The organism is Kurthia huakuii LAM0618, assembly GCF_000505545.1.
GTDB lineage: Bacteria > Bacillota > Bacilli > Bacillales_A > Planococcaceae > Kurthia > Kurthia huakuii.
This window is the reverse complement of record NZ_AYTB01000015.1, coordinates 228419-255215: the sequence shown is the minus strand read 5'-3', so window position 1 is coordinate 255215 and position 26797 is coordinate 228419. Positions and strand designations below refer to the sequence as shown.

Here is a 26797-nt window from a genome sequence, read left to right as displayed (position 1 = left end):
ACCCTACGATTTTTTTAAATCTTCAATTAATTCACTCGCTACATCTAACACTTTGTCTTTATTTGGTAAATATAACTGTTCTAAATTTGTCGCAAATGGTACGGGTGTATTTGGTGCGCAGACACATTTAATAGGTCCATCTAAGTAATCAAATGCCTTATTTGCAACAACAGCTGAAATATCGGTTGCCGTATTATTATGTGGATTCGCCTCATCAATAATAATTAAACGTCCTGTTTTCTTTACGGAGCTAATGATGGTTTCTTGGTCCCACGGAGCGGCAGTGACAAGGTCAATGACTTCCACGCTAATGCCTTCTTTTTCAAGTGTATCGGCTACTTCATTTGCAACATAGAGCATTTTTCCGATAGTCACGATTGTTAAGTCGCTACCCTCGCGCTTTACTTTAGCTTTGCCGATTTCGACTGTGTAATAATCCTCTGGCACTTCATCTTTAATGCCATATAACGTTTTATCTTCTGAGAAAATGACGATATTATCATCTTCAATTGCCGCATTTAACAGCCCTTTTGCATCGTATGGATTTGATGGGACAACGACTTTAATCCCTGGAATAGAGCCTAACATGCCGTAGTATGAGCCTGAATGCTGTGCTGCTGCCGACGCACCAGCACCATGACATGTACGCACTGTCATTGGGATTTTTGCCTTACCGCCGAACATATAACGCATTTTCGAGCCTTGCGCGAGTAATGTATCGAAACAGAAGCCGATAAAGTCATTAAACATTAATTCTGGCACCGGACGTAATCCTGTCGCTGCAGCACCGACTGCGGCACCCATATAGCCCATTTCAGAAATCGGTGTATCAATGACGCGCTCGCGACCATGTTTTTCGACAAGCCCTTTCGTCACGCCGAATACGCCACCCCATGCACCTTCATTGCCTAAATGATCGATTGTTGCACCACCTGCGATATCTTCACCGAGTAAAATCACGTTGTTATCACGATCCATTGATTGGTCCAAAGCCTCATTAATCGCCTGCATAAATGTAATTTTTCTTGTCATGTCCATTCACTCCTTTTATTAGTCTACGTATACATCTTCTAGTAATGCTTCTGGGCGTGGCACCGGGCTGTCCTCCGCAAATTGAATGGCCGCTGCCACATCTTGCCGTGATTTTTCTTCAATGTCATCTGCCTGCTTTACTGTTAATAAACGCTCATCAATGGCTTGCTTACGGAATAACTCAATGCAATCGGTATCCGCATGTTCTTTTTCAGGACCTTCTTTTGCTTTATACTTTTGCTCATCGCCTTCAAAGTGACCATATTTACGATACGTGAAGCACTCAATTAATGTCGGACCTTCGCCTTTACGCGCTCGCTCCACCGCTTCTCCTGCGGCATCATACACTTCTTGCAAATTCATCCCATCAACTTTTACGCCCGGAATATCATACGCTGCCGCACGCTGCGCAATCGTTTTTGATGCAGAAGAATAAGATTGAGGTGTCGATTCCGCAAACATATTATTTTCACAAACAAAAACTACTGGAAGTTTCCAAATTGCTGCCATATTAATGCCTTCGTGGAAACCACCCTCATTTGCGGCACCATCGCCGAAGAAACAGACAACAACACTATCGGTTTTTAAGTATTGGTTGCGAAGTCCTGCACCTACCGCAATCGGGAACCCACCACCAACCATGCCATTTGCGCCAAGCATACCTTTATCGATGTCGGCAATATGCATCGAGCCACCCTTTCCTTTACATAATCCTGTTTCCTTTCCGTAAATTTCTGCCATCATGCCATTTAAATCACAGCCCTTGGCAATACAGTGCCCATGTCCGCGGTGCGTACTCGTAATATAATCTGCGTCTGTTAAATGCGCACAAACGCCAGTTGCAACCGCTTCTTCTCCTGCATATAAATGGACGAATCCTGGAATCTCTCCACTCGTGAAAATGCGATGTACTTCATCCTCAAAATTGCGAATATCATTCATTTTTTCATAAATCCATGCCGCTTTTTGTTTTGTCAATTTTTTCATCGTAATTCCTCCTTGTCATTATCCGTGTATTGCTTGTGAAATAAGACTATTTGCCACTTCGCCGGTCAGCTCTGATAAACTTGGATGACCAAATGCCAAATCAGCTAGTTCATCTACACAACCTTCTGCTTTTTTAACGGCGATAATCGTATGAATCATCTCGGTCGCATGCGCTCCAACGATAACTGCCCCTAAAATTTCATTGTATGTCGTTTCAGAAATAATTTTGACGAAACCCTCAGTTTCATTCGTCGCAATGGCCTTTCCAATCATGCTAAACGGCATACTGCTGACGCGAACATCATAGCCATTATTTTTTGCTTCTTCCTCACTTAATCCAAAGCTTGCCACTTCTGGCGTCGTATAAATGCAGCGCGGGATCAGTGTTTGCTGGAGTGGCGCCGGATTTTCCCCTGCCATATGTGCGACAGCATGCAAGCCTTCTGCACTCGCTGCATGAGCTAACATGTAGCCACCAATCGCATCCCCAATCGCATAAACACCTGGCATTGATGTTTCATAGTTAGCATTGACCTCAATAAAGCGCTCCGACTTTAAGCTAAGCTGTTCGGCAAGTGTCAAATTTGCCTTGCGCCCTGTTGCAACAAGTAATTCATCAAAAGTAAAGGTACCGACAGATGTTTGCACGTCCTTTGCTGAGATTTGATTGATTTGTACATTTGTATGCACGTTACAATCGAGTGCTTGCAATTTCTTTTTCAGTAAGGTGCGCACTGCTTGTTCTTCCGTTAATAAAATATCGGGTGCTACTTCTAATAGCGTCACGGCTACTCCAAGCGGTGCCATCGCAAAGGCAAGCTCGACAGCAATCACACCGCCACCGATAATAACGAGCTTGTCAGGTAGTGTCGTCATATCAAAAAACGTATCGGTCGTATGATACGGTGCTTGCTCAATTCCTGAAATCGGCGGGACAAACGGCGTACTCCCCGTCGCTAGCAAGATTTTGTCCGCCGTAAGATGTGTCGCGCCAACTTGAATCATTTTGTCGCGCGTCACTGTTGCCTCTCCTTCAAAGTAAGCGATTTCATTTTTCTTAAATAAATGATGAATACCACCTTGTAGCGATGCGACGACGCCATCTTTTCGCGCAACCAATTGTTCAAAATGAATAGCTCCAAGCGTATGCTCAATCCCAAATGCTTGTGCCTCTTTCATCGATAAAAGCCACTCTGCATGTTTCAAATACGCTTTTGATGGTATACAGCCGACATTGAGACATGTACCGCCGATGCTCTTTTTCTCGACGACGGCCACGCGCATCCCTATTTGTGCGGCCTTGATTGCTGCGACATACCCTCCTGGACCTGCGCCAATGACGACTAAATCATAATGCTTCACTGCTACCCCCTCCATTCTTTTGCCTACACCTTTCTTTATGCAAAAAGTATGCCAACTTCAAAAATGCCGTCATAGCGGCACTTTTTATTGATGCAAATAAAAAAACGCAACAAATTGTTGCGTTTTTGTCTCACAGTCACTTTAAATTGTAGCGTTTCATTTTGCGATACAGTGTACTACGCGCAATACCTAGCGCAGCGGCAGCTTTCGAAATGTGGTAATGATGCTGTTCAAGCACCTCTCGTAGCGCTCGCTCTTCCTCAGACATTGGCGCTACATTTTGTTGCAAACGCTTTCTTTTTACTCGTTCGATAGCACCCACTTCGATTGTTTGCTGCAATTGTTCAGTCGTTGGCTCGGTATGTTCATAATATAGATAGAGTCGTTCTAAAAAATTATTTAATTCGCGAATATTGCCATACCAATCATATTGCTGTGCCACCTCATAAGCGGTTGCTAACCAATACGGGTACCAATTTTGTTTCATACAAAAATCTTGCATAAAGACGAAAATGTCTTCTTTACGCTCCCGTAGTGGTGGAATCGTTAGTGGGCACACATACAAGCGGTAAAATAAATCCATACGGAACCGTCCCTCCGCCACTTCATCACGCAAATCGCGATTACTTGCCGTGACAATGCGGAATGATACGCGTTCGATTTTTGTGCTACCAATGCGCGTCACTTCTTGGTTTTCAAGGACACGTAATAGTGCAGCCTGCATCCGTTTTGACATACTATCTACTTCATCTAAAAATAGTGTGCCCCCATGTGCCTCCGCAAGCTTACCTTTATAGCCTTTCGCATTAGCACCGGTAAAAGCCCCTGGTGCATAGCCAAACAACTCGCTCTCTAATAAGCTTTCGCTAATCGCACCGCAGTTAATCGCTACGAGTGGACCATTCGCAGCAGCGCTATTATCATGCAGCGTTTTTGCGATGACTTCCTTACCGCTGCCGGATTCACCGTAAACATGTACCGGTAATGTACTCGTTGCTACTTTTTCTACTTGTACCATAAAGTCCCGATACGCCGCGTTTTTCGATGGAATGCCTTGATAAAAAAACTGTTTCGTTTTTGCTTCATGCTGCACAATCGGGTAAAAATAACCGATGATTTGCTGTTCGAAAAAGATGGGTTGCGGCAATGCCTGTAGCACATGCTCACGCAACAATGTATCAACGGCTTGTCCTTGCCACTGCGCTTCATCGATGAAAAGCTGCTCAGAAATTTTAACGATGCGCTCAAATTCATCACAAATAATGCCTGGTTGCGTCATATGGTATGCATAATCTACTAATTGTTTATGCTGTTCCAAGTAACGCGTCTTTAATTTAGCAGAAATAGTTGTTGTCAGTAATTTCATAAAGGCAGTTACTTCCTGCGTAGCTGCCGAATCATTTAAGTGAGAAGAAATATCAAGCACAGCGCATACTTCGTCGAATTCATCATAAATCGCCGCTGCAGTACAAGCCCATGCATGAGAGCCCACTGCATAATGATCATAGCCCGTGAGCGACATAACCGCACCCGTTTGAATAGCAAGTGAAATTGCATTTGTACCAACATCCTGCTCATGCCAGCGATGCCCCTCTAAAAATGACATCGCATTCGCAATACGTTTCGCTCCCTCATGACCGTCCCGCCACAATATGTATCCATTTGCATCAGTCAAAATAAAAACTGGTAAGCGTAAATTAAAGTGCGCCTCATATATACGTAGCTCCTGCTGTACAAGCGCAATAAGACGCTCATTTTTTCGTTGCTGCTCTCGCAAAAGTGCCGGCGTTAACACAGTTTTGCTTTTTTGAGCGTATGGATCAACCTTTAATGCTCGGCACTGGAGCCAAGACGCTGCTACTTCTTGTGAGAGAATTGTTAAATCAACTGAATTTTGTGCAATAAAACCTTTCCAGACATGCTCTTTTACATTCATCGAAAGCCCTCCTCATACGCGATTCACCAATGGCAAAAGGATAAGTAGTGTGTCCTTTATTTTACTAAATATGACGGGGGAAAGAAATTGAAAAGGCGTCATTTTAATAAAATTGACGATTCCTTATAACATACGATAATATTTTCAGCAACGCACGTGCCAATACTTGTACACTATTTAAAAAGGAGCTGTTCATATGCTATACCGCCTTGCAACGCCACAAGATATTCCGACATTAATCGAGCTTCGAAAGCGACAATTAATTGATGAAGGGAGTATTCCCGATACAATCATTAATAAAGAATTGACCGCTTTTTTTGAGCATCACTTGTCAGATGGCTCGCTTATTCAATGGATTGTAGAGGAGCAAGACACGATTATCGCTACAGCGGGCGTCGTCTTTTATGCTTTTCCACCAAGCTATACAAATCCGAGCGGCATGAAAGGTTATATTACGAATGTTTATACGCATAGTGCTTTTCGTGGTCAAGGCCTCGCTAGTGCATTGCTTGATAAATTAGTTGATGAGGCGAAAAAACGCCACATTCATGTCTTACTGTTAGAGGCATCTACTATGGGAAAACCAGTTTATATAAAATATGGTTTTGTAGAAATGGATACATGGATGGTTTATCGTACAAATCTTTCTTTTTAAAGAAAACATTGTTTATTGTATCCATGTATGGTAAATTAAAGTCACAAAGCTATAAGAAGAGGTTCATAGCACGAAACCCTCTATAAAAAACTATGGGATTATATGACTGTTATGCCGTATCCAATAGTGGATACGGCTTTTTTCATGTTTTCTCTTCTTCTAGCGGAAGGAGGAATTAAAATGTCTCATCGAACAGATGACCAAGGGCTGAGCGATTTAACATTGCTCGGTAACCAACACACACAATATGCTTTTAACTATGCCCCAGAGGTATTAGAAGCGGTAGATAATCTTCATGCGGGTCGTGATTTTTTCGTCAAATTCAATTGCCCTGAATTTACGAGCCTATGCCCGATGACAAAGCAGCCTGATTTTGCGACGATTTATATTTCATATATTCCCGACAAAAAAATGGTTGAAAGTAAATCACTAAAGCTTTATTTATTTAGTTTCCGTAATCATGGAGATTTCCACGAAGATTGCATGAATAAAATTATGGATGATTTAATTAAACTGTTAGACCCTCGCTACATTGAAGTATGGGGTAAATTTACGCCGCGTGGTGGCTTATCTATCGATCCATGGTGTAACTACGGCCGCCCTGGTACAAAATATGAAGACATGGCAATGCACCGTTTAATGAATCATGATATGTACCCTGAAAAAGTTGATAATCGATAATGTATAGATGTTCTTAGCGACCATCTTAAAAAAACTAAGAGAGAGCGATACTCTGTTAGAGTGTCGCTTTTTCCATTGAGGAGCTTATTTATGGAAAAACAACACAAGGCACTCGTCGTATTTAGCGGCGGTCAAGATAGTACAACCTGTCTTTTTTGGGCATTGGAACGTTTCAAAGAAGTAGCTGTTGTGACATTTAATTATGGACAACGCCATGCGCTTGAAATTGACTGTGCGCAAAAAATTGCTGAAGAACAAGGCGTTAAGCAATATATTTTAGATATGAATTTATTAAATCAATTAGCACCAAATGCGTTAACACGCGATGATATTGAAGTAGCAGCAGGTGAAGATGGCGATTTACCGAACACTTTTGTGCCGGGCCGCAATTTAGTGTTTTTCTCATTTGCTGGCATTTTGGCGCGACAAATTGGCGCACAACATATTATTACAGGTGTCAGTGAAGCAGATTTTAGTGGGTACCCAGATTGCCGCGATAATTTTATTAAATCATTAAATGTAACGATTAATTTAGCGATGGATGAGCAACTTCTGCTTCATACACCGCTTATGTGGCTTAATAAAGCAGGCGTTTGGGCGCTTGCCGATCAGCTTGGTGTCCTAAATTATGTCCGTGAAAAAACATTAACATGCTACAATGGCATCCCATCAGATGGTTGCGGCGAATGTCCGGCATGTTTATTGCGTCAGCGCGGCCTTGAGCGATATTTAGCGAAGAAGGTGGAAGCATGATTCGCGTATTGTTCTATTTAGTATGTATCGTCACCGCCAATGTTGTCACCGCGTCACTCGCCCCGTTTCAATTTGGCGTATTTATCGTCCCGATGGGTACATTTTTCATTGGTGCAACATTCATTTTGCGCGACCTCGTCCAAAATAAATATGGCCGCAAAAAAACGTATTTATTTATTGCGATTGCATTGTTGTTATCTGCCATTGTATCAGCAGCACTTGGAGACACCCTATTAATCGTCGCCGCTTCTGCATTATCGTTCCTATTATCAGAAACAGCAGATACCGAAATCTACTCACGCTTAAAATTACCGATGGCATGGCGCGTTTTTTATAGCGGTATTGTCGGTGGCGTACTCGACTCCGCGGTATTTGTCATTATTGGCTTAAGTCCACTCGGTGCTAATATATTACCTTGGGAAGCAGTACCGGCAGCGATTGTTGGTCAAATTATCGTCAAAACGGTACTCCAATTAATCGGCGCGCTCATCTTAAACCAAATTCCAGCAGTACGCGCACGCGGTATTGCTTAATATGTGGGGTTGGCATTTGCCAACCTCTTTTTCGTTAAAATAGCTTTTATACGCCCATTTCCACTCACTTCCCGTATAATAGAACTATGAAGGAGTTGTTTTTATGGCAATTGCAATCGCTATTATCATTTTTTCTATCTTTATCGCCGTACTATTAATGCGTGGCCCTAGCCCGCGTTTTTTAGTCAACTATATAAAGAAACATCGTGAGAACGGAAACGTGTCATTACACATTAAGTTTGAAGAAAAAGATTGGGTACGCGTCAATGAAAGCCACCAACTGCCCCTTGCTAGCACCGTAAAATGGCTTGTCGCCACAGAATTTGCACGCCAAGCTTCGGTGGGCATGATTAATCCAAAAAAAGAAATTCCCGTGACAGCAATGGAGAATTATTATTTACCACATCTTGATGGCGGCGCGCACTCTGCATGGTTATCACAACTTGAAGGGGTTGTCGTATCACTTGAAGATGTAGCTACAGGCATGATGCGCCATAGCTCCAATGCGAATACCGATTATTTAATCGACTTGCTTGGCTTAAATAATATTAATAAACTCGCAAAAGATTTAGGTCTCTCAGAACATGCAGCACTTTATCCTTTATCGGCATCACAATATTTCCCGTATGTCTATATGATCGAACATCACCTCACACCTAATGAAGGCGCAGCAGCTCTGCGGCAGCTCGATACAGCGTCTTATGAAGCAGGTATTCTAAGCGCACATGAGCAGTTAAAACAAACGTTGCTGACTGCTGAACAGCGCAAAGAAATATTAAGCTATTTACCGCTTGATGTACAGCGCGTCTGGTCGGACCGTTTGCCAAAAGCGACGACTACAGATTATGTCAAATTAATGGAATTACTCAATACACGCGCGATTTATGATGATGCTTTTTATGACGTTCTTGATCCAATTATTGATACTGCAAAAGTTAATCCACGTCGCTACAAGCAATATGCTGAAAAAGGTGGCTCGACTGCATGGGTGCTCACGATGGCCATGTACGCGACAAAGGTCAATGATACAACGATGCAGCTCGCCTTTTTCGCAAATACTGAGTCGTTAAAAGAACAACGTAAGCTCCAACGTACGATTCACCGCTTCATCGGCAAATTTGTGACCGATGCACGCTTCCGCGAATATGTGCGTGACGAATTGAAATAGAAAAAAGGAATCGCGCGTGTGGCGATTCCTTTTTTGTATTATTTTGTCGCTTCTTTTAAGTAGCTTAAATTCACTAAGCCGTTAATATCATCTTTTGAAATGTAGCCAGCTTCTTTCGAGATTGTCGCCATTTCTTGTAGTACTTCCTCATTGACTGCTGTTGTTGGCGTTAAACGTTTGAATGATTCTGTTACTTCTTCTTTTGATAATTCTTTACCCGTAATATCTTTGATGTGTTTTAAAAATAAATCGATTGCTTGCTCTGGATTTTTGTTAATAAAATCAACGGCCTCTGCATGTGCTTTTAACAATTTCGTTGTCGTTTCAGGATTCGCTTTTGTGAAATCCGTTTGCGCCACAACGACCGTATTTGTTGATTCTTTCCCCCATGCAAAGTCATCTGGTCCTAATAGTAATTTCGCATCTGCTTTATTTTCGATATTCACACCCCATGGTTCTTGCGTTGCAGCTGCATCTACTTGCTTTTGTACGAAAAGAGCTGCTGTATCGGCTGGTGCTTGCTTCACGGTATTCACATCGCCACCATTTGTTTTTACTTTTAAGCCAGCATCTTGTAACGCTTTCATCAATGCAATATCTTGTGTACTACCAAATGTCGGAATTGCAACTGTTTTACCTGCTAAATCTTTTACAGAATCGATACCGGCATCCTTACGCACAACAAGTACTGCTCCGCCGTTAACTGCTCCTGAAATAATTTCATGCTTTGGTGATTTCATATAACTTGTTAATGCAGGTGTCGGACCAACTGTACCGACATCAATAGCATCTGTTGACATAGCTTCCATAAAAGCAGAACCATCGTTAAACGTATTTGTTGTAATTTTTACATCATTACCTAATTGCTCGCTGTAAAAACCTTTTTCAAGTGCCACAATCGTCGCAATATGTGTCATATTGGGGAAATAACCAATGCGTACTTCGTTCACACTATCTTGTGGTTCTGCTGCCCCTTTATTATCTTCACTACCACATGCCGCTAATACGACTGCGAGTAATGCTACGACTGTAAATAGCCAAAATTTGTTGAATGTTTTCATATTTTCTCCTCCTATTTCACAACTTGAATGCCGCGTTTACGCAACACAAGACGTTCTAATTTCACAAAGACAAAATTGTCAATAATTGTACCAATCACGCCAATGATGATCATGATAGCAAACACTAAATCCATCGACTGTAGTGAACGCCCCATATCAAGCAACGTTCCTAATCCACCACTACCGCCAAGTAATTCCCCGGCTAATACAGCTCGCCATGCAAGCGCCCATGCGACGCGAAGTCCGGCAATAAATTGTGGTACACTCGCTGGAAAAATAACGGTACGGAATAAATGAAAGCCTTTTGAGCCCATCGTGCGCGCCACACGAATATTTAATGGCGGCACACTTTTAAAGGCGGTACTTAATGTAATCGATAACGATAACGTCGCGCCTAAAATGATAATGAACAGCACAGATTCTACACCTAGGCCAAACCATAGAATCGCTAGCGGGAACCAGACAATATTCGGCACAGACTGCAATGTCGATACGAAAAAGCCTAATGTATCATCAATCAGCTCAGATTTATAAATTAGAAAACCGATAATCGTTCCTAAAATAACGGCAATAACAAAACCAACGATTAGACGACCGAGCGATTGCCCCGTTGCTTCAAGTAATTGCCCATCGATTAAACCGTTAATCAACGTTTTCATAACCGTTACGCCACCAGGTTCATTTGGAATAATAAGTGGCGGCCACATAAATGCCGGGAAAATTTCAAATTTAGATATCGCTTCCCATATGGCTATCAGAATTGCCATGAAGCTGATCCTTCTTAAAGTCGTAATCATCGCCAAATTCCTCCTTCAACACTTTCTCCATCTCTAGCTGTAACTCTGAAAGAATGCGGCCTTCTAAATCGACAAGAACACTATCTGTTGCTTGTCGCGGGCGCGAAGCTTGCACTGTATACTCGCGCTTCACACCACCAGGACGCGTTTTCATGAGTAAAATTCGATCTGATAAGATGACCGCTTCACGGATATTATGTGTCACAAAAATAATCGTTTTTTTCGTTTCGCGCCATAATGACTCAAGTTCCTTATGTAATACCATACGCGTCTGTTCGTCCAGCGCCGCAAAAGGCTCATCCATCAATAAAATTTCCGGGTCCATCACGAGCGCGCGTGCAATCGCCACACGTTGCTTCATTCCTCCTGATAACTCATGTGGCTGTGCATGCGCAAATTTTGCTAAATGGACTTTTTGAAGCCACTTCATTGCGCGAGCTTTCGCCTCTTCTTTCGGTACTTTTTTAATAAGCAAACCATACATCACATTGTCGAGTACGCTCATCCACGGGAATAAACCCGATTCTTGGAAGACAACGATACGGTCATTTCCAGGTCCTTTTATCGGCTTTCCATTCACTGTAATGTCTCCAGATGTTTGTTTATCAAGTCCCGCAATAATGTTTAATAACGTCGATTTCCCACAGCCAGAAGGTCCGAGTAGCGATAAAAACTCGCCTTTTGGAATGGTTAAGTTGACTTGGTCTAGCGCAATAACAGGTTCCTGACCTTTATGTTCGAATGATTTATGCAAATCAGTCAATTGAATATGTGGTTCTAACATCTTGCCACCTCCTACTATAAAACTTATAATACCTATTAAGTTAGTATGTTTTATATGATTTTAAAACAAAAATTCAAACAATTCTGTCACTTAGGTGACGAAACAACAAAAATAACGGTAATATATAGAAAAGGGGGATTTTTATGCAAGAAGTAATTGCTTACATACGACAACATGGACAAAAAAACACGCTACCAAAGGGGCGTCATATTTTTCAAATGGCCGAGCGTGCAACACATATTTATTATTTAACGGCGGGATGGATTAAAATTGGGCAGGAAGCGGAGGATGGGCAAGATATTACATTGTCTATTCGTAAAGCGGGGGATTTATATGGTCTTGCTGAAATTTTAGCGAATACAACAACCAGGATTCGCTACGCGATGAGCTTAACAGAAGTTGAGTTTTATACGATTACAAAGGAGCAGTTAGAACAGTTATTACAACAACGTCCTGTACTATGGAAGCCATTAAGTGAAATGATGGCCCGCCGCTTAATGGAAACGCAAAATTTTATGCGTGTGATTACCAATTTACAAGTACCCGAACGTTTAGCTTGGTTTTTACGTCAATTTATTACCTATAAAAACGGTCGGACTTTTGTTGAATTACCGATGACACATGAAGAATTATCCAATCTTATTGGTTGTAGCCGTCAAAAAGTAACTGCAAACTTAAATGCATGGCGGAAAGCGCACTATATAACGTATGAGCGCGGGAAAATTGAAATATTAGATGAAGATTTTTTGGTATAAGCTAAAAAAAGAGAAATTTTTGATACATCATCGAAAACATGAAAAAACACGTTCAAAGTTAAAATCTTTGAACGTGTTTTGCGCTTTCATTATGCCGTTGTTGTATTGTCCGACTGTACATGATTTTCCGATAAGTCATTTAACGAAGGTTCCCATACGACCATTTATATGGCCCGTGCTAAAACGGGTGATGAAGATATGTGGCATTTTCGCTTAGACAACGACAAAGCCTTACCAGCGCTTTATACAAATATTTTTTTAAAGCTTACTTTCAATAAAGCTTCGACGATTTTCTAAAAATGGGGGTAAATAAAGTGGAATTGCCGCAAAATCTGACGTATCCATAGCTGTTTTTTGGAAGTCTGTTTGCTCGGTTGCGACTTCAATTAATAAATTGTTCGGCTCACGGTAATAAAGTGATTGGAAAAATTCTCGGTTTTTAATGCCTGAATAGCGGAAGTTCTTATTAATAATGAACTCTTCTACTGCTAGAAGTTCACTATAATCACGGGCATTGAGCGCAATATGTTGAATGCCGCCAACCCCCATTTGTTCTAAATTACGCGTACGATCCTCATATAAATGAAGTGTTTGACCAAATAGCGCATCATCGCGACCAAGCACCGTGACACGATAGCCGTTATCATCAAATCGCTTTAGTTCAGTCACATCAAACATTTTTTCAAAGGCACGCACCGATGCTTTTGCATAACGCACACGACAATGGACGGCATCAATACCTAAAATCGCATGTTCTAGTGGAATATCTGCCGTTTCGCGTGGGAAATAAAGGTCTTGTTTCTTAACCGGTGTAATACCTAGTAGTACCCCATCTGGATCTTCGAAACGTAAAATTTTTGAACCATCATAATCTTCAATTTCACAATTGAACACATCATGTTCACGTAATCGTTTTTCCCAAAAGATTAGTGATTGTTCTGAAGGTACCGCAAAAATTGTACGTTCTAATGAGTTCGTGCCATAGACTTTTGTCGGACCACTTTTCATTTCAAATACACTAAATTCGGTTCCTGGGCGGCCTGTCGTATCACCAAAAAATAAATGATACATTTCCATATCGTCTTGGTTTACTGTTTTTAATAGTAATTCCATTCCAAGTAATTTATCATAAAATTCAAATGAACGTTGGACGTCTCGGTTAATCACTGAGACATGATGAATAATTGACTTGTCATAGTGCACTTCCTTTAATTTAATTGATAGGAGTTTTTCGTTATGAATCATTTTACCATAGAAGGTACATGCAAATTGCCGGGGATATTGAGCCGAATGCGCACATATTATCTTTTTTAGGAGATGTTGATGAGGGCGCAAATCGGCGATTCTTTCAGCCATTAAAAGCGGGCAAATTAGATCGCACTGATTTTGATGCACGCATTGACGCATTTTTAGCGGATTGGCCAAAGCTGCACCCAGCACAAACAGAGCACATGACATTTATGGGGTTTTCAAACGGTGCGAATTTTATTTTAGGTTTGCTTGAGAAAGAACCCGCTATTGCAGACCGCATTGTGCTACTTCATCCATCGAATTTGGATTATACGTTTACGAAAGGCAGCGATGCACAAATCGTGTTAACAAGCGGGGCAATGGATACATTATCCCTACCTGGTGATACGTTAAAATTATCAAAACAGCTTGAAGCGGTATTTCCACGTACAACGCTAAAACTGTTAGATGGCGCTCATGGCATGACTGAGCAGGAAATCACGTATTTACAAGACACATTACGGTAACAACTAGCCTCCTTTATCGGAGGTTTTTTAAAGCTTACAGCGGTATAATAAAAACGATGTCTACATAAGGAGTGAATTATGACATGTTATTAATTCTCGGATTAATCGTGTTTGTCGTTCTTTTTGCGCTCATGGGACTCATGTCGCTATCGCAAAAGAAAATGTTAACGCCCGAATCCGTTCTCACATTTACGAAAGAAAGCCCATCGAAAGTATCGTTTGCGATGCATTACAATGGGAAAAGTATTGGTGCTGTGAATCAGCTACAAGCAGCACCATTAGTCAATTCAAGCAATTTAATCATCGCCATTGAATATGCACGCCAAGCTGCAGAAGGTGTCATTGATGCCGAACAACTCGTGTCATTCGATGATATTGAAGCGTTCCACATTCCAAAATTAGAGGGTGACTTGCACCGCGAATGGCTCGCGCAAATGAAACAAGCACGCTATAAAAAAGACGTGCCGCTTCGCGAAGTTGCTAAAGGGATGCTGCAATACAATTCATTTGCGAATGCCGATTACTTAATGCATGTGCTTGGTGTTACGGAAATTAATGAACAACTGCGCAAATTAAAAATGACGAAGCATGACCCTATCTATCCGACAGCAAGCGCATTATATGTCGAAGACCAGCATGCTCCGTTAAATGATTACCGCAAGCAAGCAACAGCCATTCATGCCTCATTACTTCAAACGCCAAAAGCAGCACAACAAAAAACGGCGGCGAAGAAACATGCCGCACTGAAAACATGGGCTGAACGCTTACCAAAATCATCGGCGAAAGACTATGTATCACTTGTGAAAAAAATAAACAATGGTACTTTCTTTACGAAAGAGCTTTATGTGTATTTAACACCGCTAATGGATGGCTTATTGACTGCGCCAAAAGCAAAAGAACACGCTGAACACGGCGCACAATTTTTAAGTATGACGGCATCTGCAGTCAACGGTATCGTTTATGCGACGGACGCTGCAGGAAACCGCTTAGAAATGGCGATTTTCCTCTACAATTTAACGCCGCAAGAACAAATGAAACTATCAATGAGTCTCAATAATTTCTTCGATCAAATTGTAACAGATCCGGTATTCCGCGAACGCATTAAAATGCAAGCCAATCAATAAATGACAAAATACTTCCAAACGGTTAATCGTTTGGAAGTATTTTTAGTTTGTGCTAATAGTTTTCTCAAACAAGCTTTAGCCCTATAAAAAGGAGCATCGACTTGTTAGACGATGCTCCTTTATTTTAATGGTCATGTTTATATTTTTTTGAACTAGAAGACGTGTTTTTTGTTTTTTCACGGTTTTCTAATTTTTCATCTTTTACTTTCTCGTTTAATTCTTCCATAGGAATTGGGTCCACATGTTTCATTTGTTCATCTTTATCGAATAAGCTTTCTGTGTCAGAATTAACTTGATCAGGGCTATCCATACGTTTAAAATCAGTATCTTTTTTCTTATCATCTTTTTTCATGTGATCTGCCATGATGAATGACCTCCTTTTAAATTAAACCTTTTAATTATTTTTCCGACTATTTTTTCGATGATTAAAAAACCAAATAAATAGAAATGCAAAGAAAAAAATCGGTAGAGCTAAACCTTGGCCTGCTAATAATTGCGCAGCAAAGCCCTCATCTGTCTCGCGAGTAGTTGATCTCGTTAGAAAAACACCTAGTGCTACTAAATATAAGACAATTGGTATCCATAATAATTTCATCATGTAGATTTCCTCCCTTATAAAGTAGTTAACCTATTTACAACTATTTAAACAGCTGACATGCTAAAATAAAAGAGATATCAAAGGAGGAATTTGTTATGTCACTAATTAATGCGACAGATCAAACTTTTTATGACGAGACGAAAACCGGCCTTGTACTCGTTGATTTTTGGGCAACATGGTGTGGTCCTTGTAAAATGCTTGCACCTGTATTAGAAGAATTAGCTGAAGAAATCGATGTGCCGATTGTAAAACTAGAAGTAGAAGAAAATCCTGCAACAGCTGGCGAATACGACATTATGTCTGTGCCTACATTATTATTAATGAAAGATGGCGACGTCATTGCGAAAACAGGCGGTTTCCAACCAAAAGAAGCTTTAACCGACTTCATTAATAGCTATCGTTAAAAAAACAGGAGTCGCGTGTGCGGCTCCTGTTTTTTAGCATTTCTTTACAAAACATATTTAATCGATGTTGTGCCATATGTTAATAATTCGTTCACCATCGCATTTTCAACTTTGAGTTGCAACACATGATTTGCGAGCAACTCATGTTGCACTCGCTCCGCTTCCTCATTGTCCACTCGAAACTCCAGCATGCTTAAAATTAACTGAATGATGTCATCATGGTTCGGTGGCGAATCCCATAAATTTTGTACATACCCTCGCTCCTGCCACTTTATTTGCTGAACTGCTTTCATAATGTCTGGCATCGGTGCATATAAGTCGTGTATTTCATAATAATAATGATTGCCCTGTAAACGTTCAAAATGTGCACGCTCAGACGTTTTCCACAAAAAAGAAAAAGTCGTTGCATTTGTACAAAACTCCTCAATTAATTGCATCCAAATGGTTTTTAATTGCGTAAAAGAACAACTATGTAAATGCGTTTGTACACTAGAAAAAGAAATATTGCGTTGCATTTAAGTGTCCTCCTTTAACAGATTTTTTCTCTATAATAGCAACAAAGACGCCTCCCCACATGGAAAAGGCGCCGTTGTTTTGTGATAGAGGTTTGGTATGCGGTAAGGGATTTACCGTGTAACAAATTGCATTGGACGTTTTTGCTTAGGCTAGCACCAGCGCCCAACTGGTTAGGCATTTCAAATAGGGATTTGACTAGCAAAGGATTATAGAAAATGTTTCCGCTGCATTTCCTAGTAAAGCCTATTGATTTTTCTCCATTAAAAAATCTTTTCCACTAGTTCTTAACCATTTTAACTCTTTTTTTCTACTTTGTGTAGCTTTTTTCTAATTTTTGTACCGTATGACATATATTTCTCATCTCATGTAATGCTAATTCCTTATGAATGGCAGTTCAATCATTGAAATTTTAATTTAAAATGATGAACATACGGCCATTAAATTGGAAAATTAGTTTAAAGAAAGTAACTACACGAAACCACCCTTTAAGACCCATTCAAGCGTTATGCATTGAAAATTTTTGAAACTTTTATTGTTTTTTATGTCAAAATATAGTAAATTAATCATAAATATACTTGGAAAAGAGGGGTAATATGTTCTCATTTTTACAAACACCATCAAAAGGAAGTTCCTCTCCGTTTTTAGCAGCAATCGAAACGTTCGCTGAACAAATCGACACTGGGCCTATCCAACCGTTCGCTGTCGAAAACCTCTCCCCTAAAGAACAACAACTCATCGAAACATTAACTGCACACTACACCTATGCTACAAAGCGAATTGAACAAGCAGATCAATTATTTTCAACGATTTGTCGTGTAGCTAACACCGGTTATTGGGTCGTTGACGTAGCACATGGCGAGTTGCATGATTCACATAATGTGACGTATGCGAGCGATGAATTAAAAGCGCTGTTAAAAATGTCCGGCAATGATTTTTCAATTATGCAATTTGTCCACGCTGAAGATCAAGCGCGCGTTTCAAATGCGCTGGCACAGGCAATCCAAACGGCCGCACCACGCATCGAACAGCAATGTCGCCTTGTCACAACATTTAATGATATTCTCCATGCCGACTGTCAAATTCAATTTGTTTATGAACAAGGGAAGTTACTGCAATGTTATGGTGTTGTACACGATTTAACAGAACAATTAACTGCACAGCAACGCATTGAACACCAGCTCGAAAAATACGCTTTAATTACCGATGTCATGTATGAATCGCCGTGGAATGTAAATGTGGGCAATCCACATAATTTATCCGACGCGCAAAATACAGTGTGGTTTTCAGAGCAATTTTTGACGGCATTTGGTTATACCGAAGTGACGCAACCTCAAACGTATAAAGATTTTGCAAACCTTGTGCATCCTACTGATCGCGATGGCACAACCCCTCTTTTCAAAACTTGTTTAAACGACGCAAAACGTACAGGAAAAGCGCAATGTGAGTTATTATACCGCGTGCGTAATTATCATGGTCATTACATTGCGATGAGTAATCGCGTCATTGTAACGTGTGATGAAGAAGGTACGATTCAACGCATTGTTGGTGTCATGCGCGATATTACGTTAGAAAGTCAGGAAAAGGAACGTTCAGAGCATATGAAAGCCGGTATTCAGCAATTAAATGCCAGCATCGATGAAATGACGTCCGCCATGCAAGATATGCAAAATCATGTTGGGGAGCTGACAAATGCACAACAACAATCCGCCACAGCTGCCAACGACGCTCATCAAAGTGCCGATAATACAAAAGATATTTCGACGATGATCCGTGGCATTGCGGATGAAACAAATTTATTAGGCTTAAATGCGGCGATTGAATCAGCGCGCGCAGGTGAGCATGGCAAAGGCTTTGCGGTTGTCGCCGAGCAAGTGCGAAAATTAGCTTTAAACAGCGCTCATGCGACAGAAGATATCGAGCAAAGTTTAACGGATTTAAAAGGGCAAATTGATACGATTTTAACGCATATGACGCATATTAATGAGCTTGTTTCAACGCAAAAATCATTAAGTGATTCTGTCACAACCGCTGTTGAGCATATTCAAGAAATGAGTACACAGCTAGCTGAAGTAGCGACATTAAACGACTAAAAAGAGGCGGACTGCATTTAAGCAATCCGCCTCTTTTTTTACCGTTCATGAAAATCTTTAAAATAATGCACAAGCTGTTCTTTCATTTCGCGTACAACAGCCGTTTCGACAACGTCCTTATTTGAACAAATCCCAATTTGACGCTCGGCCTTTTTTCCTTCAATTGGAATTTGAATAAGGTCATTAAACGTCAGATGCGTTAGCTTTGGTAAAAAAGAAATACCTAAGTTAGCAGCGACGAAACTTGCAATTGTTTGAACTTCTTCACCTTCAAAGCTAATCGTCACTTCAATACCCGCTTCTTTTAGCAAATCATTTGATAAATGGCGCAATGCAAAGCCTTCTTTTAATAAAATAAACGTTTCATGCTTTAATTCTTTGACGGTCAGCATTTCACGATTCGCTAATGGATGTGTGCGCGGCAATGTCACAAATAGCTCTTCTGTTAACAGCGGTTGCCACTCGATATTTTTTTCGGTCGCAACAGGTGTCGTCACGCATAAATCGATAATGCCTTGCGCCAACAAATTTTTTAACGCCTGTGAATTATTTTGTACTAGCTTGACGCGGACGTTTGGATGCATCTCTTTAAACTCCTTCATAAAGAGCGATAAATACGTCGCGCCAACTGTATGAAGAAAACCAAGTGTCACCTCACCCGTTTCAACACCTCTCATCTCTGACAAACGCGTTTTTACAGTGTCCATTTCTAAAATAATATGGTTGGTACTTTCTAAAAATAATTCACCAAATTTATTTAAGCGAATGGAGCGTCCGTTGCGATCAAATAACGCCACGCCCATTTCTTCCTCAATTCGCATAATCGCTCGGCTCAATGCAGGTTGCGACACCGAAAGCTTCTCTGCTGCTCGCGTCATATGTTCCATCTCTGCTAAAACTTTAAAATAATGAAAATGATGCCATTCCATTATCGCGTCACCCCTTATGTAACTTGCGCATGATTTTTATCATTCCGCATCATTATACGCTATTAAAATGCTTCCATTTTAATATTTAGCTTAAATCAGTACGAACGGTTCATAGTTCCTCTATTTTTAGCATTAGATTAGAAATATTGAACGAATCTTTTCAATGGCTTATGCGGTCATTTTTTAAACGAGAAATTGTAAATTTTTAGAATTTACTTTATGATAAAAGAAAATGCGGAGGTGTTGTCATGTCAAACCAGGCAATTGATACGTTTCTTTCGAAAATTCACGACGATTCAGCAGGTTTAAAGGGCTACAATGCACGGATTCAATTTAATTTTACCGATACCGAGGATACAGCGCTCGTTTCATTTGATGGAAATGGCGCTCATATCGCCACAGATGCACAAGCACCCGATTGTACGGTGACGATTTCAACGGAAAATTTTAAGCAGCTCACAACCGGACAAATGAATCCACAAACAGCGTTCTTGATGGGCAAGCTAAAATCTAAAGGTGATATGAGTCATCTACTACGTTTAAGTAGTATTTTAGCTTATTATAAATAACAAAAGAGGCTGGGACAAAACAGTTCATTTTCTTTTTTTAGCGTTCGCCACAAAAAACCGGAACCGCGCCACAGCGCGATTCCGGTTTTTCTTATGCTCATCTGAGAGAGTGTTGTTACACGTATGTCCCAGCCTCTTTTTTCTCGCCTAAAATGTATAATGATATACTTGCTTATATAATGCTACAAGCTCCAACTCTGTCGGAATACGTGGATTATTTGCCGGACTGCCACTTGCTATCGCATCAACGACCATCTTTGGAATGGCGTCATAAAATGCCGCTTCGTCAATGCCGTAGCCCTTTAAATTTGGAATGTCTAAACTGCGACATAATGCCTTCACCGCTTGGATGACTTCCTCTGCTAGTTCCACATCGCTTAAATACTTTGTTTGCTCAATGAAAAATGGCGCCATTTTAGCAAGCTGTGGAATGCAGGCTTCCTTCGAAAATTCAAGCACAGCTGGCAAGAGCATCGCATTTGAAATGCCATGAGGTACGTGAAACAGCGCACCAATTGGACGCGACATCCCATGTACGAGCGCGACGGATGCATTTGAAAACGCCATACCCGCCTGTAGCGAGCCGAGTGACATCGCCTCGCGCGACGCTAAATTGTGGCCATCTTTATAGGCGGATAATAAATTAGCGGTAATCAATTCAATGGCTGATAACGCCAATTGATTTGAAAATGGATGTGCCTTACGCGATAATAAACTTTCAATGGCATGACTCATTGCATCAACACCTGTCGCAGCAGTAATGTGGCGCGGTGATGATACTGTTAGCTCGGCATCTACAAGTGCCACTTCAGGCATAAACGCAGCATCTTTAATCATCATCTTAATATTTTCGGCCGTATTTGTAATGACCGTCACATCGGTCGCTTCACTGCCCGTCCCTGCCGTTGTTGGAATCGCAATATGCGGCAGTGGCTGCTCAGTAATCGGCATCGCCCCGTGCATATAATCCCCAATATAACCGCGATTTGTGGCAACGACTGCTATCGCTTTTGCCGTATCAATACAACTTCCTCCGCCAATCGATACAATGACATCGCACTGATGCTCACGCAGTAATGCCACGCCTTCATCTACGTAAACATCGAGTGGTTCTGACGTCACACCCGTATAAGCAACGGAATCGATTTTTAAATACGCCGCACATTGTGAGACAACACCTAAATGCTCCATAATCGGATCGCTAATAATTAATGCTTTCGTTCCGAGCTTTTGCGCATGGTCACCGAGTGAAGCGAATGCGCCATTACCGTAAACAATTTTTGCTGGAGAATGTACGGTATATACCATGTAAATTCCCCCTTAATCATTGCTTGGAAACGCAAACGTAGAAGCCATTTGCGAACCTGCTTCTGGCCAGCGTTCCGACACAGTTTTTGTTTTTGTAAAGAAGCGTGCCTGATCGGGGCCAAACATATGCCCTTCACCAAAGCGCGAATCTTTAAAACCAGCAAAATTGTGGTAGCCTACCGGAATCGGAATCGGTACATTGACGCCAACCATTCCCACATCAATTTCCGTTGTAAACTTGCGTGATGCATAGCCATCATTCGTAAAAATCGTTACACCATTCCCTAGTTCATGCTCATTAATTAACGCAATCGCTTCGTCTAACGTATCGACGCGGACAATATTACGAACCGGTCCAAAAATCTCCTGCTCATAAACATCCATGCCCGGTTTTACGTGGTCAAATAACGTTGGGCCAATAAAGAAGCCCTTTGATTCGTTCACAATCGCCAGCTCGCGGCCATCGCAAACGATGTCGACACCTTCTGCTTGACCTTTTTCAATTGCCGCAAACATCATGTCTTTCGCTTGCGCTGAAATAACTGGACCAAAATCCGTATCCACTTGCTCATAAGAACCTACTTTTAACGCTACCACTTTTTCTTTTAAAATCGTAACTAGGCGCTCCGCTGTTTCATGTCCGACTGGCATAATCGTTGATAATGCCATACAGCGCTGAGATGCCGCACCGTATGCTGCACCCATAAAGGCTTCTGCAACTTGCTCTAAATCTGCATCGGGCATGACAACCATATTGTTTTTCCCACCGCCAAGTGCTGTAACACGCTTGCCGTATTTTGCGCCGGTTTCATAAATATATTTCGCAACGGATGTCGAGCCAACAAACGAAATGGCCTTCACTGCTTTGTGTTCTAACAATTCATTAACGGCCTCTTTATCGCCATTCACAACCGTCCAAATACCAGCTGGAAGACCTGCTTTTTTCCATAGCTCACTAACAAATAACGCTGTCATCGGTACTTTTTCAGAAGCTTTTAAAATCACTGCATTACCAACTGCAATCGCCATCGCTGTTTGTGCGAGTGGGACCATGATTGGGAAATTAAACGGTGAAATCGCAGCGACAACGCCGAGCGGATACTTTGCTGAATACGCGTTGATGTTGCCCCCGACATTGACCGAATATTCCCCTTTCACTAAATGCGGAGCACCAATTGCTAGGTCAACAGATTCAATGCCACGCGTAATTTCACCTTTAGCATCTTCAATTGTCTTGCCACTTTCGCGACAAATAATCGCTACTAATTCATCGAGATGCGCTGTTAATAAATTGCGGAAATTTAATACAATTTGTGCACGCTTTGCGACCGATACATCGCGCCACGCTGGAAATGCTGCTTGTGCTTGTGTAATTGCCTCACGCGTTTCTGCGGCTGTTGCTAGTGGCACTTGTGCGATGACTTCTCCGGTTGTCGGATTAAAGACTTCACCAAATCGCCCACTTTGCCCTTCTACGCGCTCACCACCAATAAAATGTGTTAATGTTTGAATTCCTGTTGCTTCCATACCATTCGCCTCCCTAAATTTTAAAAAATTCTGAAAATACACTAGAAAAAAAGACTTTTTTCTCGTATGCTTATTTCACTGACCTCGGTCACTTAAATCATAAACGATAGAAAATTCATTCGTCAACGATAATTTTTTTGTTTTTTAGAGAAAAGGAGTGATTTTTTGATAACAGAACGACAAAAAAAGGCGCTAGAAACGCGTCAGAAGCTACTTGATACGGCATTAAAACTTTTTGCAAAAAGAGGTTTTGAACATGTCTCAATTTCACAAATCACGACAACTTGCGGCGTTTCAAAAGGTACTTTTTACACACATTTCGCGACAAAATATGATATTGTTCTTGAAAAATTTCATGAATTTGACACGCATTATATCGATGCAGCGAAAAAAATTGATGCAACATTAAATCCCGCTGATAAAATTTTAGCGCTTTATGATGAGCAAATGCATTATTTAGTGAACGTCGTCGGTAAAGATATTATGCGCACCGTTTATACAGCTGCGATGACGAATCAAGTCGAGCATGTGCATTACTTAATTCATCCACAACGTACTATTTTTGAGCTCATTCGTATGTATTTACAGGAAGGTGTGGAACAAGGCATTTTTCGTGAAGATATTGTCTTTGAAAATATTGAAAAAATGGTGCAACGAGCCATGCGCGCCAATGTTTATGATTGGCTCATTCATACCGAGGATTTTGATTTGAAGTCAGAGATGCATTTATTTACAAAAACCTTATTAGATGGTATGCGAAAATAACAATTCAAAAAACCACTCCCGACAACATTGGAAGTGGTTTTTCACATTAAGCTAATTTATAGCGCGTCAAATGCTGTTCATAGCGTTTCAAGCCGTACTCAACGGTGCTACATAATAATAAGTATATGATGAAAATAACAACATACGCTTCTAAATAATTATAGCCTGCATTGGCAGCTACTTTTACATTTAACGTAATTTCAGGTAGTGACAGCGCATAACCAAGTGACGTTGCTTTAATTAAATTAATCACATTATTCGTAATGTTTGGCATCGCAGCTACTAGCATTTGTGGAATAATAATTTGACGGTAGGCTTGGAAAGTCGTCATGCCAACCGCATAGGCCGCTTCGATTTGTCCTTTATCAACGGTACCGAGCGCCGAGCGAAATACTTCGATAAGCAGCGCCGTTGTACTGAACGTAAAAATAATAAAGGCATACCAAATCGGATGAATGCTATAAATATCGTATGGGATATGGTATTTTTCAAAAATAATTTTCAACATTAATGGAATACTACTATAAATAATGAAAATTTGAATTAGAATTGGCGTGCCGCGCACAAATGATACGTAAACGCGAATGAGCTGTGAAATAACCGGAATATTGTGCACGCGAAGTGTCGCTAAGAAAAAACTTAATGGAAGCGAAATTAGTAAGGCGACAACGGTCACGCCGATCGTCACAGGAAGGCCGAGCAACGCAACGCGAATCGCTTCTCCTAGAAATTCACTATTAAAACTTGATTGCATTTAGGCCGCCTCCTTTTTACGCGTATACGCTGTATCCAATGTTTTTTTTCCTTTGCTAAACGTTTTTTCTAAGCCACTAAAGATTTTTTCAATAGTAATCGATAGTACCCAATAAATCGCGGCCAGTGCTAAATAAATTTCTAGCGCATGGGCATTCATATTCGCACCGATCATCAGATTCGCTTTACCGACAATGTCAATTAAACCAATTGTATATGCTAATGAGCCTTCTTGTAGCAAAATAATCACGCCATTGCCGATATTCGGTAATGCGACAACAAAAGCTTGTGGCACGATAATGCGGCGATACGCTTGAAATGGCGATAAACCGACGCTGACAGCCGCTTCATATTGCCCTTTATCTACCGCTAAGTAAGCACCACGCATAATTTCTGACATCATCGCTGTAAATTGCAGCGTAAATGTAATGATGACAAAGACGGCTGAATGGACGTTTTGTAAATCAATGTTCACGATTGCAAACAGCGCCGGTACGCCATAGTAAATTAAAAACAACAGCACAATCGATGGTGTACAACGAATAATGGTCGTATAGCCATTTGCTAGTGCTCGTAAAAATTTTGATTTTCCGAGCTTCATCGCCACTAATAAAACGGCAAATAGAATACCAAGCACAATCGATGAGCCAACTACTAGAAAGGTGACCCCTAAAAAGGGTAATAATTGCGGAAATGCATTCCATAAGTAACTACTGTCAAAATATTTATCCATGTCTTCACCTTCTTATATGTATAGATAGAAAAGGATTACCTCTAGATGTTTAACAATCCTTTTCATAGATTAGCGCTCGGCTTTATCTAATACTTTAAACAAATCGCGACCATAAAATTCTTCGCTTAACTGCGCTAATTTACCTTCGTCGCGTAATTCTTTAATCGCTTTGTCATATTCATCAGCCAATGTTTGTTGCTTCTTGTTGAATAAGGGCCATGTTTTAATAACGCCAAACTCATTGTAAACAACATCGTTTTTCAAGTTATGGTATGGTCCTTTTTCGCTCACAACTTGCTGCTCAAAAATTCCTTCAATCGTCACGCCACCATTTGCACGTCCTTCATTGACCCATTGCACAACATCTACTAAAAACTCATCGCCGGCTTTTAGTTTGACCGGATTGTCTGGATGCGCATCATTGTATTCTTTTACGACTGTATATTGCGCATTGTTTGCAGCAATCGGTGCTAATGTATAACCTTTATCTGCAAATTTTTCTAGAGAATCAATCTTTTTATCCGCTGTTTTTACTACTAAACCGATGCTACTTAATCCTAAGTATTCTTTAGGGAATAAAAACTTCGCTTGACGTTCTTCTGTAACGAAGGCATTTTTTACACCAACAGGAAACTTTCCTTGTTCAACGCCAATAAGTAAATCGTCGCTTGATGTGCCAACATATTCAAATTGATAATCTTTTAACTTTTCATCTACTAATTTCATAACTTCTACGTCATAACCCGTCGCATTGCCGTTGTCATCTGTGTAAGTCATCGGTTTGCTCGCCTGATCATATGCTACTTTGACAACTTGTACGCCTTCTTCAGCTGCTTGCCCTTTGTCATCTGAAGTACCGCATCCTGCAAGTACACCTGCTAATACAAACCCTGCTGCTAATCCGAAAAATTTACGTTTTTTCATCTATTCCATCTCCCTGCTTATGTATAATTTCTTAATTCCTATAATTCTGATAGGTTTTAAATTAAACAAAGTATATAATATTACTATGAATTAAACAAGACTTTTTTAAAATTTATTTTTACGCATAAAAAAGTCCCTCAGCGTTTCCACTGAGGGTCAAAGAGAAGAATATGAAAAGTACATTAATTATTTAACCTTTCCCTTCATAATTTAAACATATTTTCATTAAAAACATTATCTTTTATGAAATGAAATCGTTTTTTCTACTATATAATGAAAATATAAAAATTTTTCTG

General features: G+C 40.7%; 29 protein-coding genes and 1 riboswitch. Of the genes, 12 read left to right on the top strand and 17 right to left on the bottom strand.

All coding sequences use genetic code 11. The features are described 5' to 3' along the window. Positions 1-3: 3 nt before the first annotated feature. The 4 genes from V514_RS0113030 to V514_RS0113015 form a co-directional block, all read right to left on the bottom strand. Positions 4-1038 carry an alpha-ketoacid dehydrogenase subunit beta gene (locus V514_RS0113030; protein ID WP_456073049.1) on the bottom strand — a complete coding sequence of 345 codons (1035 nt, stop codon included), beginning with the start codon at positions 1036-1038 and terminating at the stop codon, positions 4-6. Positions 1039-1050: 12 nt separating this feature from the next. Further along, the gene (locus V514_RS0113025; protein ID WP_029500361.1) at positions 1051-2019 is read right to left on the bottom strand and encodes a thiamine pyrophosphate-dependent dehydrogenase E1 component subunit alpha; all 969 of its coding nucleotides are present in this window, start codon (positions 2017-2019) and stop codon (positions 1051-1053) included. 18 nt (positions 2020-2037) lie between these two features. Next, entirely contained in the window at positions 2038-3396 is a 1359-nt protein-coding gene (lpdA, locus tag V514_RS0113020; protein ID WP_035944822.1) for a dihydrolipoyl dehydrogenase, read from the bottom strand. A 121-nt stretch (positions 3397-3517) separates the two neighbouring features. Then, positions 3518-5317: a sigma-54-dependent Fis family transcriptional regulator gene (locus tag V514_RS0113015; RefSeq protein ID WP_029500359.1), complete on the bottom strand. Its 1800-nt coding sequence runs from the start codon at positions 5315-5317 to the stop codon at positions 3518-3520. A 196-nt stretch (positions 5318-5513) separates the two neighbouring features. Here V514_RS0113015 and V514_RS0113010 point away from each other — a divergent pair, with 196 nt between their 5' ends. From V514_RS0113010 to V514_RS0112990, 5 genes are all read left to right on the top strand, one after another. Next, positions 5514-5972 carry a GNAT family N-acetyltransferase gene (locus V514_RS0113010; protein ID WP_029500358.1) on the top strand — a complete coding sequence of 153 codons (459 nt, stop codon included), beginning with the start codon at positions 5514-5516 and terminating at the stop codon, positions 5970-5972. Positions 5973-6024: 52 nt separating this feature from the next. Next, positions 6025-6072, top strand: a riboswitch (PreQ1 riboswitch). A gap of 80 nt (positions 6073-6152) precedes the next feature. Next, entirely contained in the window at positions 6153-6653 is a 501-nt protein-coding gene (gene queF, locus V514_RS0113005; RefSeq protein WP_029500357.1) for a preQ(1) synthase, read from the top strand. Positions 6654-6743: 90 nt separating this feature from the next. Further along, positions 6744-7406 (top strand): 7-cyano-7-deazaguanine synthase QueC, encoded by a 663-nt coding sequence (gene queC, locus V514_RS0113000; protein WP_029500356.1) that lies wholly within the window; start codon positions 6744-6746, stop codon positions 7404-7406. Beyond that, a complete protein-coding gene (locus V514_RS0112995) occupies positions 7406-7939 on the top strand; it encodes a VUT family protein (RefSeq protein ID WP_029500355.1) in 534 nt (177 codons plus the stop codon). The genes queC and V514_RS0112995 overlap by 1 nt, the downstream gene beginning before the upstream one ends. A 103-nt stretch (positions 7940-8042) precedes the next feature. Continuing rightward, complete coding sequence (locus V514_RS0112990) at positions 8043-9107, top strand: serine hydrolase (RefSeq protein WP_029500354.1); 1065 nt, start codon at positions 8043-8045, stop codon at positions 9105-9107. A 38-nt stretch (positions 9108-9145) separates the two neighbouring features. On the opposite strand, the gene V514_RS0112985 is transcribed toward V514_RS0112990, so the two are convergent. From V514_RS0112985 to V514_RS0112975, 3 genes are read right to left on the bottom strand one after another with little or no spacing between them, the layout of a single operon-like run. Continuing rightward, complete coding sequence (locus tag V514_RS0112985; RefSeq protein WP_029500353.1) at positions 9146-10168, bottom strand: aliphatic sulfonate ABC transporter substrate-binding protein; 1023 nt, start codon at positions 10166-10168, stop codon at positions 9146-9148. A gap of 11 nt (positions 10169-10179) precedes the next feature. Next, positions 10180-10935, bottom strand: coding sequence for an ABC transporter permease (locus V514_RS0112980; RefSeq protein WP_029500352.1), 756 nt, complete (start codon positions 10933-10935; stop codon positions 10180-10182). Further along, on the bottom strand, positions 10898-11749 hold the full coding sequence (locus V514_RS0112975; RefSeq protein ID WP_035944818.1) for an ABC transporter ATP-binding protein: 852 nt from the start codon (positions 11747-11749) through the stop codon (positions 10898-10900). Before V514_RS0112975 ends, V514_RS0112980 begins: the two co-directional genes overlap by 38 nt. A 143-nt stretch (positions 11750-11892) precedes the next feature. Here V514_RS0112975 and V514_RS0112970 point away from each other — a divergent pair, with 143 nt between their 5' ends. Beyond that, the gene (locus V514_RS0112970; RefSeq protein ID WP_029500350.1) at positions 11893-12504 is read left to right on the top strand and encodes a Crp/Fnr family transcriptional regulator; all 612 of its coding nucleotides are present in this window, start codon (positions 11893-11895) and stop codon (positions 12502-12504) included. A gap of 258 nt (positions 12505-12762) precedes the next feature. Here V514_RS0112970 and V514_RS0112965 read toward each other — a convergent pair whose 3' ends face one another. After that, positions 12763-13749, bottom strand: a complete 987-nt coding sequence (locus V514_RS0112965) for a VOC family protein (protein WP_029500349.1) — start codon at positions 13747-13749, stop codon at positions 12763-12765. Between the two features lie 17 nt (positions 13750-13766). Here V514_RS0112965 and V514_RS19270 point away from each other — a divergent pair, with 17 nt between their 5' ends. Together V514_RS19270 and V514_RS0112955 are read left to right on the top strand one after the other, a co-directional pair. Then, on the top strand, positions 13767-14261 hold the full coding sequence (locus tag V514_RS19270; RefSeq protein WP_051392476.1) for an alpha/beta hydrolase: 495 nt from the start codon (positions 13767-13769) through the stop codon (positions 14259-14261). Positions 14262-14344: 83 nt separating this feature from the next. Next, positions 14345-15385, top strand: coding sequence for a serine hydrolase (locus V514_RS0112955; RefSeq protein WP_029500348.1), 1041 nt, complete (start codon positions 14345-14347; stop codon positions 15383-15385). Positions 15386-15509: 124 nt separating this feature from the next. Here V514_RS0112955 and V514_RS0112950 read toward each other — a convergent pair whose 3' ends face one another. Together V514_RS0112950 and V514_RS0112945 are read right to left on the bottom strand one after the other, a co-directional pair. Beyond that, the gene (locus tag V514_RS0112950) at positions 15510-15749 is read right to left on the bottom strand and encodes a hypothetical protein (protein WP_235073360.1); all 240 of its coding nucleotides are present in this window, start codon (positions 15747-15749) and stop codon (positions 15510-15512) included. 30 nt (positions 15750-15779) lie between these two features. Continuing rightward, positions 15780-15983: a DUF4017 family protein gene (locus tag V514_RS0112945; protein WP_029500346.1), complete on the bottom strand. Its 204-nt coding sequence runs from the start codon at positions 15981-15983 to the stop codon at positions 15780-15782. A gap of 95 nt (positions 15984-16078) precedes the next feature. On the opposite strand from V514_RS0112945, the gene trxA reads away from it, so the two are divergent. Next, positions 16079-16387: a thioredoxin gene (gene trxA / locus V514_RS0112940; RefSeq protein WP_029500345.1), complete on the top strand. Its 309-nt coding sequence runs from the start codon at positions 16079-16081 to the stop codon at positions 16385-16387. A 44-nt stretch (positions 16388-16431) separates the two neighbouring features. On the opposite strand, the gene V514_RS0112935 is transcribed toward trxA, so the two are convergent. After that, entirely contained in the window at positions 16432-16902 is a 471-nt protein-coding gene (locus V514_RS0112935) for a hypothetical protein (protein WP_029500344.1), read from the bottom strand. Between the two features lie 594 nt (positions 16903-17496). Here V514_RS0112935 and V514_RS19265 point away from each other — a divergent pair. Beyond that, the gene (locus tag V514_RS19265) at positions 17497-18993 is read left to right on the top strand and encodes a methyl-accepting chemotaxis protein (RefSeq protein ID WP_029500343.1); all 1497 of its coding nucleotides are present in this window, start codon (positions 17497-17499) and stop codon (positions 18991-18993) included. Between the two features lie 38 nt (positions 18994-19031). Here the strand turns inward: V514_RS19265 and V514_RS0112925 are convergent, their stop codons facing one another. Further along, positions 19032-19922 (bottom strand): LysR family transcriptional regulator, encoded by an 891-nt coding sequence (locus V514_RS0112925; RefSeq protein ID WP_029500342.1) that lies wholly within the window; start codon positions 19920-19922, stop codon positions 19032-19034. 248 nt (positions 19923-20170) lie between these two features. Here V514_RS0112925 and V514_RS0112920 point away from each other — a divergent pair, with 248 nt between their 5' ends. Further along, complete coding sequence (locus tag V514_RS0112920; protein ID WP_029500341.1) at positions 20171-20491, top strand: SCP2 sterol-binding domain-containing protein; 321 nt, start codon at positions 20171-20173, stop codon at positions 20489-20491. 147 nt (positions 20492-20638) lie between these two features. Here the strand turns inward: V514_RS0112920 and V514_RS0112915 are convergent, their stop codons facing one another. Both V514_RS0112915 and V514_RS0112910 read right to left on the bottom strand, forming a co-directional pair. Beyond that, positions 20639-21799 carry an iron-containing alcohol dehydrogenase gene (locus tag V514_RS0112915; protein ID WP_029500340.1) on the bottom strand — a complete coding sequence of 387 codons (1161 nt, stop codon included), beginning with the start codon at positions 21797-21799 and terminating at the stop codon, positions 20639-20641. A 12-nt stretch (positions 21800-21811) separates the two neighbouring features. Beyond that, entirely contained in the window at positions 21812-23326 is a 1515-nt protein-coding gene (locus tag V514_RS0112910; RefSeq protein WP_029500339.1) for a CoA-acylating methylmalonate-semialdehyde dehydrogenase, read from the bottom strand. Between the two features lie 165 nt (positions 23327-23491). Between V514_RS0112910 and V514_RS0112905 the strand changes: the two genes are divergently transcribed. Then, positions 23492-24091: a TetR/AcrR family transcriptional regulator gene (locus V514_RS0112905; RefSeq protein ID WP_029500338.1), complete on the top strand. Its 600-nt coding sequence runs from the start codon at positions 23492-23494 to the stop codon at positions 24089-24091. Between the two features lie 46 nt (positions 24092-24137). Here V514_RS0112905 and V514_RS0112900 read toward each other — a convergent pair whose 3' ends face one another. The 3 genes from V514_RS0112900 to V514_RS0112890 all read right to left on the bottom strand — a co-directional run bounded on the left by V514_RS0112900 (position 24138) and on the right by V514_RS0112890 (position 26501). Further along, positions 24138-24845, bottom strand: a complete 708-nt coding sequence (locus V514_RS0112900) for an amino acid ABC transporter permease (protein ID WP_029500337.1) — start codon at positions 24843-24845, stop codon at positions 24138-24140. Next, a complete protein-coding gene (locus V514_RS0112895; RefSeq protein ID WP_029500336.1) occupies positions 24846-25577 on the bottom strand; it encodes an amino acid ABC transporter permease in 732 nt (243 codons plus the stop codon). It lies immediately after the preceding gene. A 69-nt stretch (positions 25578-25646) separates the two neighbouring features. Continuing rightward, a complete protein-coding gene (locus V514_RS0112890; RefSeq protein ID WP_029500335.1) occupies positions 25647-26501 on the bottom strand; it encodes a transporter substrate-binding domain-containing protein in 855 nt (284 codons plus the stop codon). Positions 26502-26797: the final 296 nt, after the last annotated feature.